We start from the raw sequence: 14,377 nt of genomic DNA, 5'->3' as shown, positions 1-14,377 counted from the left end.
AGCTTGCTGTCGATCGCGAGGTTGAAGAGCGCCAAGTCACGGTGCCGCTCGGCAAGCTCGAGCCGTACCCGAATTGCCCAGACATGCTTCGGCAGCAGCGGTCTCTTCTGGCCGACAACTCGTCCCTTGTTCCAAGGTGGCCGGCAAGCGCGAATGGCGGGAAGGTTCACGTTTTCCATGACGTTTCCTCACATCCGCCACTCCCTTCCACAGCGCCAACCCAGCGTTGGAAAATAAGCATACTCCCCTCGGGAGCCGCCCAGCAGTGAGGACGACGAAATTTTGGGTAGAGGTGTGAGGCAGCTTTATCAAGTTCTTGCCATTCGCTGCGGACGCATCTCTCCAGCTTCGCACAGCCTGAGGTCCGGAATGAAGGGCGGAGAGCGGCCATTCGCGGCAAAAACCATAGCCGGCGGCTCAGTAGACTTTGCAGACGATCGGTCCAAATGCGGCTGAAGGCGCGAGCAGAAAATGTCGAAAGTGTCCCGGCCGATCAGAACCGTATCGACAACGTAAAGAACGCCCCAACCCCCTCCGTCCTGTTTTTCGTTTCAAACTCGTTGTAGGCGCGCAGGCTTCTGGCCTGTTTTCGTCCTTTAAGGCCCGATGGACACCAATTGATTGCAAAATGGACCTTTTGAACCCGCCGCTGGCCAAGAATTGGTAGTCAGAACAAAAAACACGCACGGGCCTGATCAGCTACACTTGGAATGACCGCAATTCATGCAGGTGCGGCAGCCTTCGACCATGCGCATCGCGTATTGGCCGCAGGAGGGACAAGCGGGGCCTTTGGGGCGCTCGCCGGCGGTCATGCGTTCGGCTTCCGGGTCCGATTTGAGCCCAAGTCCCTCACCTTCGATAAAGCCGATGGAGATCAGGTGGCGTTCGATTATGCCGCCGATCGCCGCAAGAATCGACGGGATGTATTTCCCCTCCATCCAGGCGCCGCCACGCGGGTCGAACACGGCCTTCAGCTCCTCCACCACGAAGGAAACATCGCCCCCACGCCGGAAAACCGCCGAGATCATCCGCGTCAGCGCGACGGTCCAGGCGAAATGTTCCATGTTCTTGGAGTTGATGAAGACCTCGAAGGGCCGCCGCGTGCCGTTCAGGATAATGTCGTTGATGGTGATATAGATCGCGTGCTCGCTGTCGGGCCATTTCACCTTGTAGGTCGCGCCTTCCAGCGCCTTCGGCCGGTCCAGCGGTTCGGAGAGGTAGATGACATCGGCACCCCGGTCGATATCCGGGCTCGTCTCCTCACTCTCGCTGACGGAGAGCACCGAGCCGGTCACTTCATTCGGCCGGTAGGTCGTGCAGCCCTTGCAACCCTGCTCCCAGGCTTGAAGGTAGACATCCTGGAAGCTGTCGAAATCGATGTCTTCCGGGCAGTTGATCGTCTTCGAGATCGAGCTGTCCACCCATTTCTGCGCCGCCGCCTGCATGCGGACGTGATCCGCGGGAGCCAGCGTCTGGGCGTCGACGAAATGGTCCGGCAGGGCGGTGTCGCCATGCTTGTCCCGCCAGAGCCGCAGGGCATAGTCGATCACTTCTTCCTCGCTGCGCGAGCCGTCCTTTTGCAGCACCTTGCGGGTATAGGCATAGGCAAAGACCGGCTCGATCCCGGAGGAGACATTGCCTGCATAGAGGCTGATCGTGCCGGTGGGCGCTATGGAGGTCAGCAGCGCGTTGCGAATGCCGTGTTCGGCGATCTCGGCGCGCACGTCCTCGTCCATATGCGGGAGCGAGCCGCTGGCGAGGTATTTTTCAGCTTCGAAAAGCGGGAAAGCACCCTTCTCCCGTGCCAATTGCACTGACGCCCGATAGGCGGCGCGGGCGATCCGGTGCAACCAGTGTTCGGTCAGACGCGCCGCTTCCTCGGATCCGTAACGCTGGCCCACCATGAGCAGGGCATCGGCAAGCCCGGTCACCCCGAGGCCGATCCGGCGCTTGGCTTGCGCCTCCTGCGCCTGTTCGGGCAGGGGAAAGCGGCTGATATCGACCACGTTGTCCATCATCCGAACCGCGGTTCCCACGAGCGCGTCAAGCTCGGCTTCGTCGAGCGCAGCACCCGGCTCGAACGGGTCCGAGACCAGCCGGGCGAGATTGACCGAGCCCAGCAGGCAGGCGCCATAAGGGGGCAGGGGCTGCTCGCCGCAGGGGTTGGTTGCCGAGATCTCCTCGCAATAGGCAAGGTTGTTCATCGCGTTGATGCGGTCGATGAAGATCACCCCCGGCTCGGCGTAATCATAAGTCGCCCGCATGATGCGGTTCCACAGGTCGCGCGCCTCGACGGTGTGATAGACCTTGCCGTCGAATTGCAGCTCCCAAGGCCCGTCCGCCTTCACCGCGTCCATGAACGCGTCGGTCACGAGCACTGACATGTTGAACATGCGCAGCCGCGCCGGGTCCGACTTGGCGGTGATGAAATCCTCGATATCGGGGTGGTCGCAGCGCATCGTTGCCATCATCGCGCCCCGCCGGGAACCCGCAGACATGATCGTGCGGCACATTGCGTCCCAGACATCCATGAAGGAGAGCGGGCCCGAAGCATCGGCCGCCACGCCCTTCACATCCGCGCCGCGCGGACGAATGGTCGAGAAATCATAGCCGATTCCGCCGCCCTGCTGCATGGTCAGCGCGGCTTCCTTCAGCATGTCGAAAATGCCGCCCATATCGTCCGGGATCGTGCCCATGACGAAGCAGTTGAACAGCGTCACCGACCGGCCCGTGCCGGCGCCCGCGGTGATCCGCCCGGCCGGCAGAAAACGGAAATTTTCCAGCGCGCCATAGAAGCGTTCTTCCCACGTCGCCGGCTCGGCCTCGTTCTGGGCCAGCGACCGCGCGATCCGCCGCCAGCTATCCTCGACCGTCTGGTCGATCGGCGTGCCATCCGCCTGCTTGAGGCGGTATTTCATGTCCCAGATGGACTCGGAAATCGGGGCGGCAAAGCGAGTCATGCACGTTTCCTTTGGGGGGCGAAAACAGACAACCAGACTAGCGTGAAGTCGATGTGAATGCCACTAGCATTTGCTCTCAGGCAGGAAGCGGCTACATTATATGGCCTGCCTGTGGGGGAATCTGTGGATAAGCATATCAACCTGGTCAAGCTCTGTGTCGGCGCCGAAAGGGTCGAGGACCTGCTGCTGTGGCAGCAGACGCCGCGCGCCCACGGGCCGGACGGCCTGCCGCGCCACGTTACCCGCATGTGGCCCAAGCGCGGCGAGGAGTTGCTCAATGGCGGTTCGCTCTACTGGGTTTTCAAGGGCTTGATCCTCGCCCGCCAGCGCCTTCTGCGGCTCGACGAAGTTCTGGGCGGAGACGGGATCACCCGTTGCGCGCTGGTGCTGGACCCGGAGGTCCACCGCACGGAAAGCGTCCCCCGGCGCCCCTTCCAGGGCTGGCGCTATCTCAAGCCGGAAGATTCGCCGGCCGACCTTGCCGAAGCCCGCCAGCACGAGGACACGCTGCCGCCGGAACTGTCGGCGGCGCTGGCGGAAATCGGGGTGCGGTAAGGCACTGGTTGCGCGCCTGCGGCTTCGCTCCTGGGCAAACGGCTCTCCGCTTTACTCCTCGACGGCGCGCGCAGAATCCGCGGTCCAGTAGGTGTAATGGCGGCTGCCATGCGACAGCGTGTCGACGACCTGAAAGCCGTTCACGTAAGGCTCCACGTCCTGGACTTGATCGGTCGGACACAGCCCCCGCATCGGGCCGGTAATCTCGCCGTTCTCGACCATTTCCCGGAAACCTTCATGCCCCTCGGGTTGCAAATAGGGCCGGTTGGCGGAGCCGTAAACGGAGACGGCCCCGGGCGGGATGCGCGTGGCGGGGTCCCAGTTGCAGTAGACGAGCTGCTCGGACGGGACCTGCTCGGCGGAGATTCGCGCCAGCATCTCGATCTGACGCATCCGCAGGTCTCGCGGGAGCAACCTGAGATCCATCGGCGAGCGCACCGGCCCGCCCATCGCGAGCGCCAGGACCACGACAAGCGCGGACAAAGTGCGGGGCTTGATCAGCAGGGTGAGCAGAACCGCGGCGATGGAGACCGCGAAGATCGAGGCGAAATAAAGGGTATATCGCGGGGAAACGCCGCCATCGGCGAAGCCGACCGCCAGCAGGTAGGCCACGAGCATCATCGGCAGCGGCAGCAGGTCGTATCGCTTCAGCCGCCAGGGCAGAAGCGCCAAAGCGACCACCGCGCACCATCGCAGCATTTCCTCCCCGCCGATAAGGTGATCCACCACCTGTGCTAGGTTTCGCGTCCTTTGGACGTCGGATGTCGGGGCAAAACGGTCGAACATCTGTTCGCCGAAGCCGATCTTGAGGACGACCAAGCCGTGCTGGGCGATCTGGAAGACATACCAGGAGGCCGAGATCGCGAGGGCGAGTGCGACCGAGATCAGGAAATGCCGGTTCGTCAGGAAGCGCCTGAAATTGTAGGGGTGCCAGCGGGCTGTCAGACCGGTGAACAGCAGGAAGAGCGTCACGAAGATCAAGGCGACAGGCGCCTTTTGCAGTGCCCCCAACCCGACTGCGAGCGCCATGAGGTACCACCACACGGGGCGTCTGAGCGCGAGCATCGCCGCCACCAGCGAGACGGTGACGAAAAACAGCACTCCCGTGTCGAGCAGGGCCTGCGAGGCGCTGATCCAGAACCGGCGCGAGACAGTCAGGAACAGCACCGCAACCGGGATCACCCACGGGTTTCCGGGCAGCACGAGCGCGGCCAGGAAACCCGTTGCAATCAGGCTACCCAGGGCGAACGCCATGGACGGGGCCCGCAGGCCGAAGGTCCAGTCGTACCCCTGCTCCAGCAGCAATGCGCCGAACCAGTATTGCAGGGGTGGCTTGCGAAAGGAGATTTCGTTGTTTCGGTAGACGTTCAGCCAGTCGTCATGCCGTGCAAAGCCGGTCGTGCGGTCGAGCGTGTAGAACTCGTCATAGAGATCGAGCTCACCGAGATGCAGCATTCTCCCCTGGAACGAAACCACCCAGAGAATGAGAATGATTGTTACCAGGATGGGCAGGTGCCTCGACGGGATCTCGAAGAATCCGATCGAGTACACCCGTTCCGTCGCGGGGGATGCAGGAGGCTGGTCACCGGTCGAACTCAATTGGAACTCCTTTCGAGACTAGGGCCATGATCCCCTAGAGCACGTACGGTTTTTCGACAAGAAGTCCGAGCCGTCAATCGGGATTGATCTGCTGAGCGAAAGTGCGACCGCCGCGATGTTTGCACGGCGGCGGAGGCTTTCGCGGCACTTCAACTGTCGCGGAAGCTTGCCAGCCGTCCCGTCAGCTCCCGGTAGGCCTTGCGCTCGGCATCTTCCCACAGCGCGGCTCGCGATTTGAACAGCGTCGCCTGGCTGCGGTGTATCAGGCCGTCCGAAAGGATCTTGAGGTGATTGGCCCGGAGCGTCTCACCGGTGGAGGTGATGTCGGCCACGGCCTCGGCGGTCAGGTTCTTGACCGTGCCCTCGGTCGCGCCCTGGCTGTCCACCAGCTTGTAATCGGCGACGCCGGCATCGCGCAGATATTCCCGCACCAGCCGGTGATACTTGGTCGCGATCCGGAGGCGGTGGCCGTGTTCCCGGCGGAAGGCGGCGGCGGCTGCGTCCAGATCGTCCACGGTGTCGACATCGACCCAGCATCTCGGAACGGCGATGATCAGGTCTGCCTGGCCGAAGCCCATCCTGGCCAGTTCCTCGACGCGGCTTTCCCAGCCGGCAATGCGTTCGCGCACGAGGTCCGTGCCGGTCACGCCGAGATGGATGCGGCCCGCCTGCAACTCGCGCGGGATCTCGCCCGCGGAAAGCAGCACGAGATCGACACCGTCAATGCCGCCGACAGAGCCGGCATATTCCCGGTCCGAGCCGGTGCGGCGAATTTCCAGCCCGCGTTCCCCGAACCAGTCGAAGGTCTTCTCCATCAACCGGCCCTTGGACGGAACTCCCAGTTTCAGCGTCATAGTCCGCCCTCCTGGCCAAGCTCCAGAACCAGCCCGGGGCGGATCATGCCGCCCACGGCCGGGATCTCGCGCCCCTGTGCCAGCACCCGGGTCAGCGCGTCATAGCGCCCGCCCGAAGCAACCGGCGGCAGATGCGGATACATTCCGGCATAGAAGCCGAAGACGAAGCCGTCGTAATATTCCATCGTCGTGCGGCCATAGCTCGCTTCGAACTCGACCCTGTCGAGATCCACGCCATGCGAGCGCATCGCTTCCAGCCGCCGTTCCAGCCGCTCCACGGCCATGTCCAGCGCCGGCAGGTCCACCGCGATGTCGCGCAGCCGGTCGAGCGCATTGGCCGGCGTCTCGCGGATGTCGAGCAGGTCGTCGATCATTTCGACGAGATGCCCCGACAATGGTGGTTCGGCGGCTTCGGCCTGAAGGGTGCGCATCCGCTCGATGATCTCGGTGGGCTCGCGCAGGCCGATGATCAGTCCGGCATCGGAGATGATCTCCTCCGGCGCCTCGTTCTGCAGCCGTTTCAGCATCGTTGCCCGTGCGGTCGGCACCTTGCTGCGGCCTGCATAGCGGTCGAGCAGCGCGCGGAAGCGCTTGGGCCGCCAGATATGGCGCATGAGCGCGCTGCGGCGCGCCTCGCTGGTCTCCAACCCCTGCACGACAGCGGTCAAAAGCCCGATATCGCCCATCGCCGCCCGCAGTCCCAGCGGGGCCAGCGCGGCGGTGAAGCGGGCAAAGATCTCGGCTTCGGCCTCGGCCGGGTCCTCGGCGTCGAAGATCTCCATGCCGACCTGGAAATACTCGTTGGAGCGGCCGGGTTCGGCCACTTCCTGGCGGCGGAACACTTCGCCGGCATAGGTATAACGCGCCTCGCCGCCACCGGAGGCGACATGCATCTGCACCACCGGGACCGTAAAGTCCGGCCGCAGCATCTGCTCGCCCATCAGCGGGTCTGCCGTCACGTAGGCGCGGGCGCGAATGTCCTCGCCATAGAGGTCGAGCAACGCGTGGGCCGGTTGCAGGATATCCGGCTCGACCGCTTGCGCGCCCGAGCCACGAAAGTAGTCCTGGAGGCGCGCAGCCTCCGCCCTGACTTGTTCCTTGCTGGGCATTGGTCTCAGACCTCCCCCTCCAGCATCTTGCGGATCTCGACGACCAGATCGGCGCGGGCAATCTCGCGCTGAGCCGGTTGCGACTTCCATTCCTCAAGGCTCGCGTTCTCGGCGATCTTGGCGCCGAGCACGAGATCCTTGACCTGCACCACGCCGCGCGCGGCCTCGTCCTCGCCCTGGATCACGGCGACCGGAGAGAGGCGCTTGTCGGCATATTTGAGCTGGTTGCCGAAATTCTTCGGGTTGCCGAGATAGACCTCGGCCGGGATGCCGGCCTGACGCAGCTCGCCGACCATCGCCTGGTACTCGGCCATGCGGTTGCGGTCCATCACCGTCACCACGACCGGCCCGGCGGACTTGCCATCCATGCGGCCCTTGGCGCGCAGCGCGGCCAGCAAGCGGTCGACACCGATGGACACACCGGTAGCCGGCACGGCCTGACCGGTGAAGCGCTTGACCAGATCGTCATAGCGCCCGCCACCGGCGACGGAGCCGAATTGCTGTTTGCGGCCCTTCTCGTCTGTGATTTCGAAGGTCAGTTCGGCTTCGTAAACGGGGCCGGTGTAATAGCCGAGGCCACGGACAACGGATGGGTCAATAACGATACGATCTGAGTCGTATCCTTGAGCGGCTAGAAGCGACGCAATGGTCTCAAGCTCGTGCACACCTTCCATACCGATGGCCGAGAATCGAAGTATTCTTCGCAGATTTGCTAGCGTTTCTTCGTTGGATTGCCCACGAGCTTGGAGGAACTCAACGTAGCCCTTGGCCATCTCATCGGATAAGTTGACACCATCGATGAATGCTCCCGATTGATCGTGGCGTCCTCCGGTAAGCAGATTGAACACCCCGTCAACGCCAACCTTATCGAACTTGTCCAAGGTTCGCATGATTGCGTCTTTTGCGGGATCTTCCTCAAGTCCCTTCAACTCGAACGTTTTGTAGTCCGACAACTCGGCAGCGGTCATTCGTTCTATGTCGTTTCGCTCGGCCCCTCGTGTCACCGAGGTTAGCACACCATTCAACACCTTGCGGCTATTCACTCGAATTACGTAATCCCCACGCGGAATGCCGACCGCTTCCAGCGTGTCCGACAGCATCGCGCAGATCTCGGCATCGGCGGCCGGGCTGGCGGAGCCGACCGTGTCAGCATCGCATTGGTAAAACTGCCGGTAGCGGCCGGGGCCAGGCTTCTCGTTGCGCCAGACAGGACCCATCGCATAGCGGCGATAGGGGTTGGGCAAATCGTTGCGGAACTGCGCGGCCACGCGGGCGAGTGGGGCGGTCAGGTCGTAGCGCAGCGCCAGCCAGTCGCCATCCTCTTCCCAGGCAAAGACACCCTCGTTGGGGCGGTCGACGTCGGGGAGGTATTTTCCGAGCGCTTCCACCGTTTCCACGGCGGCGGTTTCCAGCGGGTCGAAACCGTAAAGATGATAGACCTCGGCAATCTGGCTCAACATCTGGTTGCGCTCAGCCACTTCCGCGCCAAAATAGTCACGGAAGCCCTTCGGCGTCTCCGCCCGGGGGCGGCGGGGCTTCTTGTCCTTCGCCATGTCGGTGATCCTTGGTCCTCGTTCGGGCCCGCGTCTAGCCCAAGGGGGGCGTGGTCGCAAGCGGGCGGGGCGGGCAGCCGGGAAAAAGGTCACAAATCGGAGCAGTAAATGGCCGAACAAAAGATAGAAGAAGAACTGGCCCATCTGCGGCGGACAACCGAGGAGCTCTCGGAGATCGTGGCCAGGCAGGCCGACGAGATCGACCTACTCAACCGGCGCGTCCAGATGCTGCTGATGCGGGCTGCCGAGCAGGAGAGCGAAGGCACCGGCGGCGTGGTGCTCGCCGACGAACGCCCGCCGCATTACTAGAACCGGGATCGCGAAGCCTCAGGCGCCGGTACTTGCCTGAAGGAAGCGAACACCGTTGATCTTCCAGGCGCCGTCGACCTGGATCATCTCGTATTCCAGTGCATGAGGGACGCCGGCGTCGTCGAACACGATCACGCGCTGGAGCGCGCGGCCAGTGCGTTCGGAAAGCTTGCCGAAACGCGCCTCGGACGGGCGCCAGACCATTGGGTAGCCGTTGCGGACCATGGCGCCGAAATTTTCCGCCGAGCCGAAGATACGGCGGATATTGGGCGAGGCGTGCTCGAACGCCCCGACCCAGTCATCCTCGGTGAAATCGGCGAGCTGGTCGCGTATGACGGTCTCGATGGCGGCAGGGTCAGCCTGCTGGGCCGGGCTGGCGAATGCCGTCATGCTGAGCAAGAAGGCGGGAAATGTTGTGCGTGCGATCATGGTTCACTCCTCCCTGCACTCAGAATTAGCGCCGCATCGACGCCGGTCAATCCGGCTGCGCGGGCGCTCCCCCTCCGGGATCGACGCCTTCGGCATCTCACCCGATTGGGGCCAGGCGCCGCTGCGCGGCGGGAAAGAATTGGCTGGGGCAGGGCAGAACGCAGGGGATCCGCCTATGGGTGTGATCAGGACGGTCGAGGTTCGAGCAGTTCGATTTCCACGAAGGCGCATTCGAAATCGTTCGCGTTGATGACGTCATGTTCAACGCCGATCTCGCGGTAATAGGGGACGCCGGATTTCATCAGCGCCGTGGTCCGCTGACCGTTCCCGAGAGCGATCTCCAACTCTCCGTCGAACTGGGGGACAACAACGTAATCATGGGCATGCCGGTGCCAGCCTGTATTGTCGCCCCGTTTTGCGAAACGCCACTCGGTCACCTTGACCCGCGTGTTCTCGATCACGACCGTTGCTGTCGCCGAGCCGGATTTGCTGCACATGTAGCTGCCCCACTGAGTAATTGCACGCCGTCGATAGTCCAGATGATTTTGCAGCGTCAGCGCCAATGCGCGGAATCTATGCGGCCAGTTGGCGGCAAACGCTCTACCGGTCCGAAACGTGGAGACCCTGGGCTCAGTCCTTGTAGGGCAGGATACGGTCCCGGTCGAATTGATCGGCACCGGGAAGGGGCGGTAGCCAGGATTCGCGCTGGATCGTCCAGCATTCATAGCTGGGCACCAGTTGGTCGGCGGCATCCAGCGCACCGAGATGGACCTCGGTTTCATCACCGCTGCGCGCGAACACGGAGCCGCCGCAGGCCGGGCAGAAATGCCGGCCTGCGTGACTGTGCGTCTCGCCTTCGACCGTTGCCGCATCGCGGGGAAAGATGGCCGCCGCATAAAACACGGCGCCGTGATGCTTGCGGCAATCGAGGCAGTGGCAAATCCCGACCCGGTCGGGTTTGCCCGTCGCAACCATGCGGACCTTGCCGCGGAGACAGCCGCCGGTGAAACGCTCCATGCTGTTTTTCCTCCCATCCCGGCGCGGCCGCTCCGGATCAGGCGGAGGCCAGCTCGCCGGCCAGACCCTTCTCGATCAGCGCCACGGTTTCCTCGACGCCGTAAAGCGCGATGAAGCCGCCGAAGCGCGGGCCCTGGCTCGCCCCCATCAACACTTCGTAGATCGCCTTGAACCAGTTGCGCAGCGGATCCAACTCATGCGCCTTGCCGACGGCGAAGACGACCGATTGCAGTTCTTCCGCATCCAGCCCGCCATCCCAGTCGCGCAGCCGCTGTGCGAGATCTTCCAGTGCGGCACGTTCCTTGTCGTCGGGCAGGCGGAAGGTTTTCGCGGGCTTCACGAAGTCATTGTAATAGCGCACGGCATGTCCCGCCGCTGCGTCCAGCTGCGGGTGGGTCTCGGCGGTGGCTTCGGGCGCGTAGCGGCGGATGAAGCCCCAGAGCGATTCCTTGTCTTCGGCACCGGCCACGGAGGCCAGGTTCAGCAGCATGGCGAAGCTGACCACCATGTCCGATTGCGGCACGTCGCCGGCATGGATGTGGTAGACAGGGTTGGCAAGCTGTGCCTTCAGATCCTGCCCGTGATAGGCCTTGAGCTGCTGGTGATATTCATCCACCGCTTTCGGGATCACGTCGAAGAACAGCCGCTTGGCGGTCTTCGGCTTCAGGAACATGAAATAGCTGAGCGACTCGGTCGAGGCATAGGTCAGCCATTCGTCGATCGAGATACCGTTGCCGGAGGATTTGGAAATCTTCTGGCCGTTCTCGTCGAGGAAAAGCTCGTAGGTGAAATGCTCCGGCGCCTGTACGCCAAGGATCCGGCAGATCGAGTCGTAGATCGGCGTGTTGGTCGAGTGATCCTTGCCATACATCTCGAAATCGACCCCGAGTGCGGCCCAGCGAGCGCCGAAATCAGGCTTCCATTGCAGCTTCACCTTTCCGCCAGTGACCGGCAGCGTCCATTCGCGGCCATCCTCGTCGTCGAAGGTGATCGTGCCGGCCTTGGCATCGACATGCTTCATCGGCACATAGAGAACGCGGCCCGTCTCCGGGTGCAGCGGCAGGAAGATCGAATAGGTCTGCCGGCGCTCCTCGCGCAGCGATTTCAGCATGACCTTCATGATCTCGTCATAACGCTCGGCGGCGCGTAGCAGAATCTCGTCGAACTGGCCCGAGGCGTAGAACTCGGTGGCCGAGTAGAACTCGTAATCGAAACCGAACGTGTCGAGGAACCGCCGCAGCATGGCGTTGTTATGGTCCCCGAAGCTGTCGAACTCCCCGAACGGGTCGGGAACGCTGGTCAGCGGCTTCTGCAGATGCTCGCGCAGCTCCTCCTGGTTGGGCACGTTGCCTGGAACCTTGCGCATCCCGTCAAGGTCGTCGGAGAAACAGATCAGCCGGGTGGGGATGTCGGAGATCTGCTCGAAGGCGTGGCGGATCATCGTTGTGCGCAGCACCTCGCCAAAGGTGCCGATATGCGGCAGTCCCGACGGGCCATAGCCGGTCTCGAACAGAACGTAGCCCTTCTCGGGCGGCGTCTTCTCGTAGCGTTTCAACACCCGGCGGGCTTCTTCGAAAGGCCAGGCCTTGGACGACATCGCAAGCTCACGCAGTTCGGACATTGAAACGTTCTTTCTCGTTGCAAACGCGGCCCCGTGCCGCGCCAAAGCGGCCCGCCATCGGGACAGACCGCGCCACTCCCTATTGCGGGGCAGGCCGGTCGTCAATAAATCTGCTGTGAAGCAAAGTCTAAAAGGAGTCGAAGATGTCTCAGGACACCCAACCGCTGTCGCCACAGGATGCGCTCGTTGCGGTGATGATCGCCACCTCCGTCTCCGACGAGAATATTCGCACCTCGGAGCTGGTCACGATCGAGCGGATCGTGAACCATCTGCCCGTGTTCGCGGATTACGATGCCGACCATGTCCGCACGATGGCCAACCTGGTCTTCGATCTTTTCGAAGAGGAGGATGGTCTTGATGCGCTGTTCGGCTTGGTCGACGAGGCGCTGCCCGAACATCTGCATGAAACGGCCTATGCGCTGTGCTGCGACGTGGCCGCGGCCGATGGCCGGCTGACCGAGGAAGAGCTGCGCATGTTGCAGGAAATGCGTTACCAGCTCGATATTCCCCGGCTGCATGCCGCTGCGATCGAACGTGGCGCGCGCGCACGTCACCTGACGGTCTGAGCCTTAATGCAGCCATTGGGTCGCCCTCGACCGACGGCTGCGCCGCGCAGTACGTGCCCTTTGCGGGTGTGAACGATCCTTTGGATCGTGCCTCCGGCGGGGATACTTTTTCGAAAATAGAACGGATTTTGGACCTTGGAGACTTCCTCTTTCCGTAGGTATCCCGGGGGGAGCGCTCGCCAGAGCGCGGGGGGCAGCGCCCCCCTCCGCCGCATTGGCTGAGCTGGCATTCAAGCCGTGTAAACGTTACTCCAGCGATCAATCAGGCGAAGCTGCAGCGTTCGGGCGCGAGCGGTCCAACTGCGGACCCCTTCCGGCCGCTCGCGCTGTTCGCGCGGGATCGCATCGCGACGGGGCGGGTCTGCCACGAAGGTCGCGAAAGCGAGGCGGCGGCCATCAGGTTGGATCGCGTAGCCGGCAAGCGCCGAGACGAAATTCAGCGTACCTGTCTTGGCAAGAATCCTAACGGGGTGGTTCTCCAAAGGACGCCCCTTGTCATCCTTCATCTGGATCGGCTTGAGCAGCGGCTCGAGGTTCTGGCCGGGGCCAAGCGTAACCAGGGCGCGAACCATGTCGCGCGCGCTGATCCGGCTCTCACCACCAAGCCCGGAATGATCGACAAGCGCGGGGCGCGCGCTGTCGATCCGCCGTCCAATCCAACTCGACATCTGTTCGGCCGAACGGGCGAGACTCTCGGGAAAGGCTGTCGAATGCGCGGTCGCGGTCAGGCCAATGGCCTCGGCCGTCACGTTGGTGGAGTATTTCAGCATGTCCTTGAGGATCGGACGCAACTCGTCGCTCTCCACGCGGGCAATCTCGGCACCCGACGGCAGGGTGCGCACGGGAATAGCCGCGGGCAAGGCGACGCCCTCGGCACGGGCGAGGATCTGGAACACCTCGGCGGTGTAGAGCGTCGGCTTGCGGACGGGCAGCCAACGGCTGCCATCCTGCCCGAGCGCGCCGCTGGCCACGGTCCAGCGATCCGTTTCGCCGCTATCCTCGTAGGTGTAGATCGGGTATTTCCGTCGCACGATCTCCATCCGCGCGACTCGCACGTCCGGGCGGTACCGGGCCGAACGGGCATCCATCGCCACGTTCCAACCGGAACCGTTACGACGCCATTCGAAATGTACACGGTTGAAATTGAGGTTCAGCCCTGACAGGGCCGGGTTGTAGCCGACCTGGTCCGGTTGCTCGGGGTCGATCGTTTCAATCCGGGGCAGCGCTCCGTCCCAGGCCAGGAAATCGCCTTCGACGCCGGTAACGCCCGCCGCCTTGAGCAGCTTTGCGAGATCGGCGAGCCGGTCGGTGTCGAGCGTCGGGTCGCCGGATCCGGCGAGCACCAGATCGCCCTTGATGATGCCCCCTTCCACGGCGCCGGTCGCCAGGAGCCGGGTCGCGAAACGGTGGTCCGCGCCCAGGCATTCCAGACCGTAAAGCGCGGTCAACGCCTTGGCCACCGAGGCCGGGGGCTGTTGCAGGAGGGGGTTCATCGTCTCCAGAACAGTGCCGGTTGCCGCATCGGCGACAGCAAAACCGACTTTGGCCGAGCCAAGCTTTGCCCGCTCCACCAGAGATTCTGCCGATGGGTAAAGACGTCCCCCCGGGCCGCCCGGGCGCGGCATGGGGCGCACAGAGACTGTCGGCGGAGAGGCCAGGGCCATATCCGCCGCGCCTGCGGCAAGACCGGCAAGGAGCCAGCGACGGGATGGAGCAAAGGGCGTTTTCGACATGGTGCGGAGTGAAACAAAGCCCGTTGAACGGGGCAAGGGGATTGGATCGGAAATCACCGATTTGTCAAAAGA

The 14,377-nt window shown here is 63.2% G+C and carries 13 protein-coding genes and 1 pseudogene; 3 read left to right on the top strand and 11 right to left on the bottom strand.

All coding sequences use genetic code 11. The annotated features are described in order from the left end of the window. Both BLR85_RS29985 and BLR85_RS21990 read right to left on the bottom strand, forming a co-directional pair. Positions 1 to 179, bottom strand: a pseudogene (locus tag BLR85_RS29985) (integrase); the annotation flags it as partial. 516 nt (positions 180 to 695) lie between these two features. Then, positions 696 to 2,960, bottom strand: coding sequence for an adenosylcobalamin-dependent ribonucleoside-diphosphate reductase (locus BLR85_RS21990; RefSeq protein WP_093162443.1), 2,265 nt, complete (start codon positions 2,958 to 2,960; stop codon positions 696 to 698). Between the two features lie 123 nt (positions 2,961 to 3,083). On the opposite strand from BLR85_RS21990, the gene BLR85_RS21985 reads away from it, so the two are divergent. Further along, entirely contained in the window at positions 3,084 to 3,515 is a 432-nt protein-coding gene (locus tag BLR85_RS21985; protein WP_170844699.1) for a DUF1489 family protein, read from the top strand. A gap of 51 nt (positions 3,516 to 3,566) precedes the next feature. Here the strand turns inward: BLR85_RS21985 and BLR85_RS21980 are convergent, their stop codons facing one another. The 4 genes from BLR85_RS21980 to hisS all read right to left on the bottom strand — a co-directional run bounded on the left by BLR85_RS21980 (position 3,567) and on the right by hisS (position 8,630). Continuing rightward, entirely contained in the window at positions 3,567 to 5,114 is a 1,548-nt protein-coding gene (locus tag BLR85_RS21980; RefSeq protein WP_139188500.1) for an ArnT family glycosyltransferase, read from the bottom strand. Between the two features lie 149 nt (positions 5,115 to 5,263). Further along, the gene (hisG, locus tag BLR85_RS21975) at positions 5,264 to 5,968 is read right to left on the bottom strand and encodes an ATP phosphoribosyltransferase (RefSeq protein WP_093162435.1); all 705 of its coding nucleotides are present in this window, start codon (positions 5,966 to 5,968) and stop codon (positions 5,264 to 5,266) included. Beyond that, positions 5,965 to 7,077, bottom strand: coding sequence for an ATP phosphoribosyltransferase regulatory subunit (locus BLR85_RS21970; RefSeq protein WP_093162432.1), 1,113 nt, complete (start codon positions 7,075 to 7,077; stop codon positions 5,965 to 5,967). The genes hisG and BLR85_RS21970 overlap by 4 nt, the downstream gene beginning before the upstream one ends. 5 nt (positions 7,078 to 7,082) lie before the next feature. After that, entirely contained in the window at positions 7,083 to 8,630 is a 1,548-nt protein-coding gene (gene hisS, locus BLR85_RS21965) for a histidine--tRNA ligase (RefSeq protein ID WP_093162429.1), read from the bottom strand. Between the two features lie 108 nt (positions 8,631 to 8,738). Between hisS and BLR85_RS21960 the strand changes: the two genes are divergently transcribed. Next, positions 8,739 to 8,939, top strand: a complete 201-nt coding sequence (locus tag BLR85_RS21960; RefSeq protein ID WP_093162426.1) for a SlyX family protein — start codon at positions 8,739 to 8,741, stop codon at positions 8,937 to 8,939. A gap of 18 nt (positions 8,940 to 8,957) precedes the next feature. Here the strand turns inward: BLR85_RS21960 and BLR85_RS21955 are convergent, their stop codons facing one another. From BLR85_RS21955 to BLR85_RS21940, 4 genes are all read right to left on the bottom strand, one after another. Beyond that, positions 8,958 to 9,368, bottom strand: a complete 411-nt coding sequence (locus BLR85_RS21955; RefSeq protein WP_093162423.1) for a DUF4864 domain-containing protein — start codon at positions 9,366 to 9,368, stop codon at positions 8,958 to 8,960. A 185-nt stretch (positions 9,369 to 9,553) separates the two neighbouring features. Further along, on the bottom strand, positions 9,554 to 9,865 hold the full coding sequence (locus BLR85_RS21950) for a cupin domain-containing protein (protein ID WP_093162420.1): 312 nt from the start codon (positions 9,863 to 9,865) through the stop codon (positions 9,554 to 9,556). Positions 9,866 to 9,998: 133 nt separating this feature from the next. Continuing rightward, on the bottom strand, positions 9,999 to 10,385 hold the full coding sequence (locus tag BLR85_RS21945; protein ID WP_093162417.1) for a GFA family protein: 387 nt from the start codon (positions 10,383 to 10,385) through the stop codon (positions 9,999 to 10,001). Positions 10,386 to 10,422: 37 nt separating this feature from the next. Then, positions 10,423 to 12,006, bottom strand: a complete 1,584-nt coding sequence (locus tag BLR85_RS21940; RefSeq protein WP_093162414.1) for a lysine--tRNA ligase — start codon at positions 12,004 to 12,006, stop codon at positions 10,423 to 10,425. 143 nt (positions 12,007 to 12,149) lie between these two features. Here BLR85_RS21940 and BLR85_RS21935 point away from each other — a divergent pair, with 143 nt between their 5' ends. Beyond that, the gene (locus tag BLR85_RS21935) at positions 12,150 to 12,572 is read left to right on the top strand and encodes a tellurite resistance TerB family protein (RefSeq protein ID WP_093162411.1); all 423 of its coding nucleotides are present in this window, start codon (positions 12,150 to 12,152) and stop codon (positions 12,570 to 12,572) included. A 230-nt stretch (positions 12,573 to 12,802) separates the two neighbouring features. On the opposite strand, the gene dacB is transcribed toward BLR85_RS21935, so the two are convergent. Continuing rightward, positions 12,803 to 14,143, bottom strand: a complete 1,341-nt coding sequence (gene dacB / locus BLR85_RS21930; RefSeq protein ID WP_342028812.1) for a D-alanyl-D-alanine carboxypeptidase/D-alanyl-D-alanine endopeptidase — start codon at positions 14,141 to 14,143, stop codon at positions 12,803 to 12,805. Positions 14,144 to 14,377: the final 234 nt, after the last annotated feature.

The sequence above is a fragment of the Aliiruegeria lutimaris genome, assembly GCF_900099935.1.
Lineage (GTDB): Bacteria > Pseudomonadota > Alphaproteobacteria > Rhodobacterales > Rhodobacteraceae > Tropicimonas > Tropicimonas lutimaris.
The sequence above is the reverse complement of the archived record's forward strand: the minus strand, read 5'-3'. Positions and strand labels throughout refer to the sequence as shown.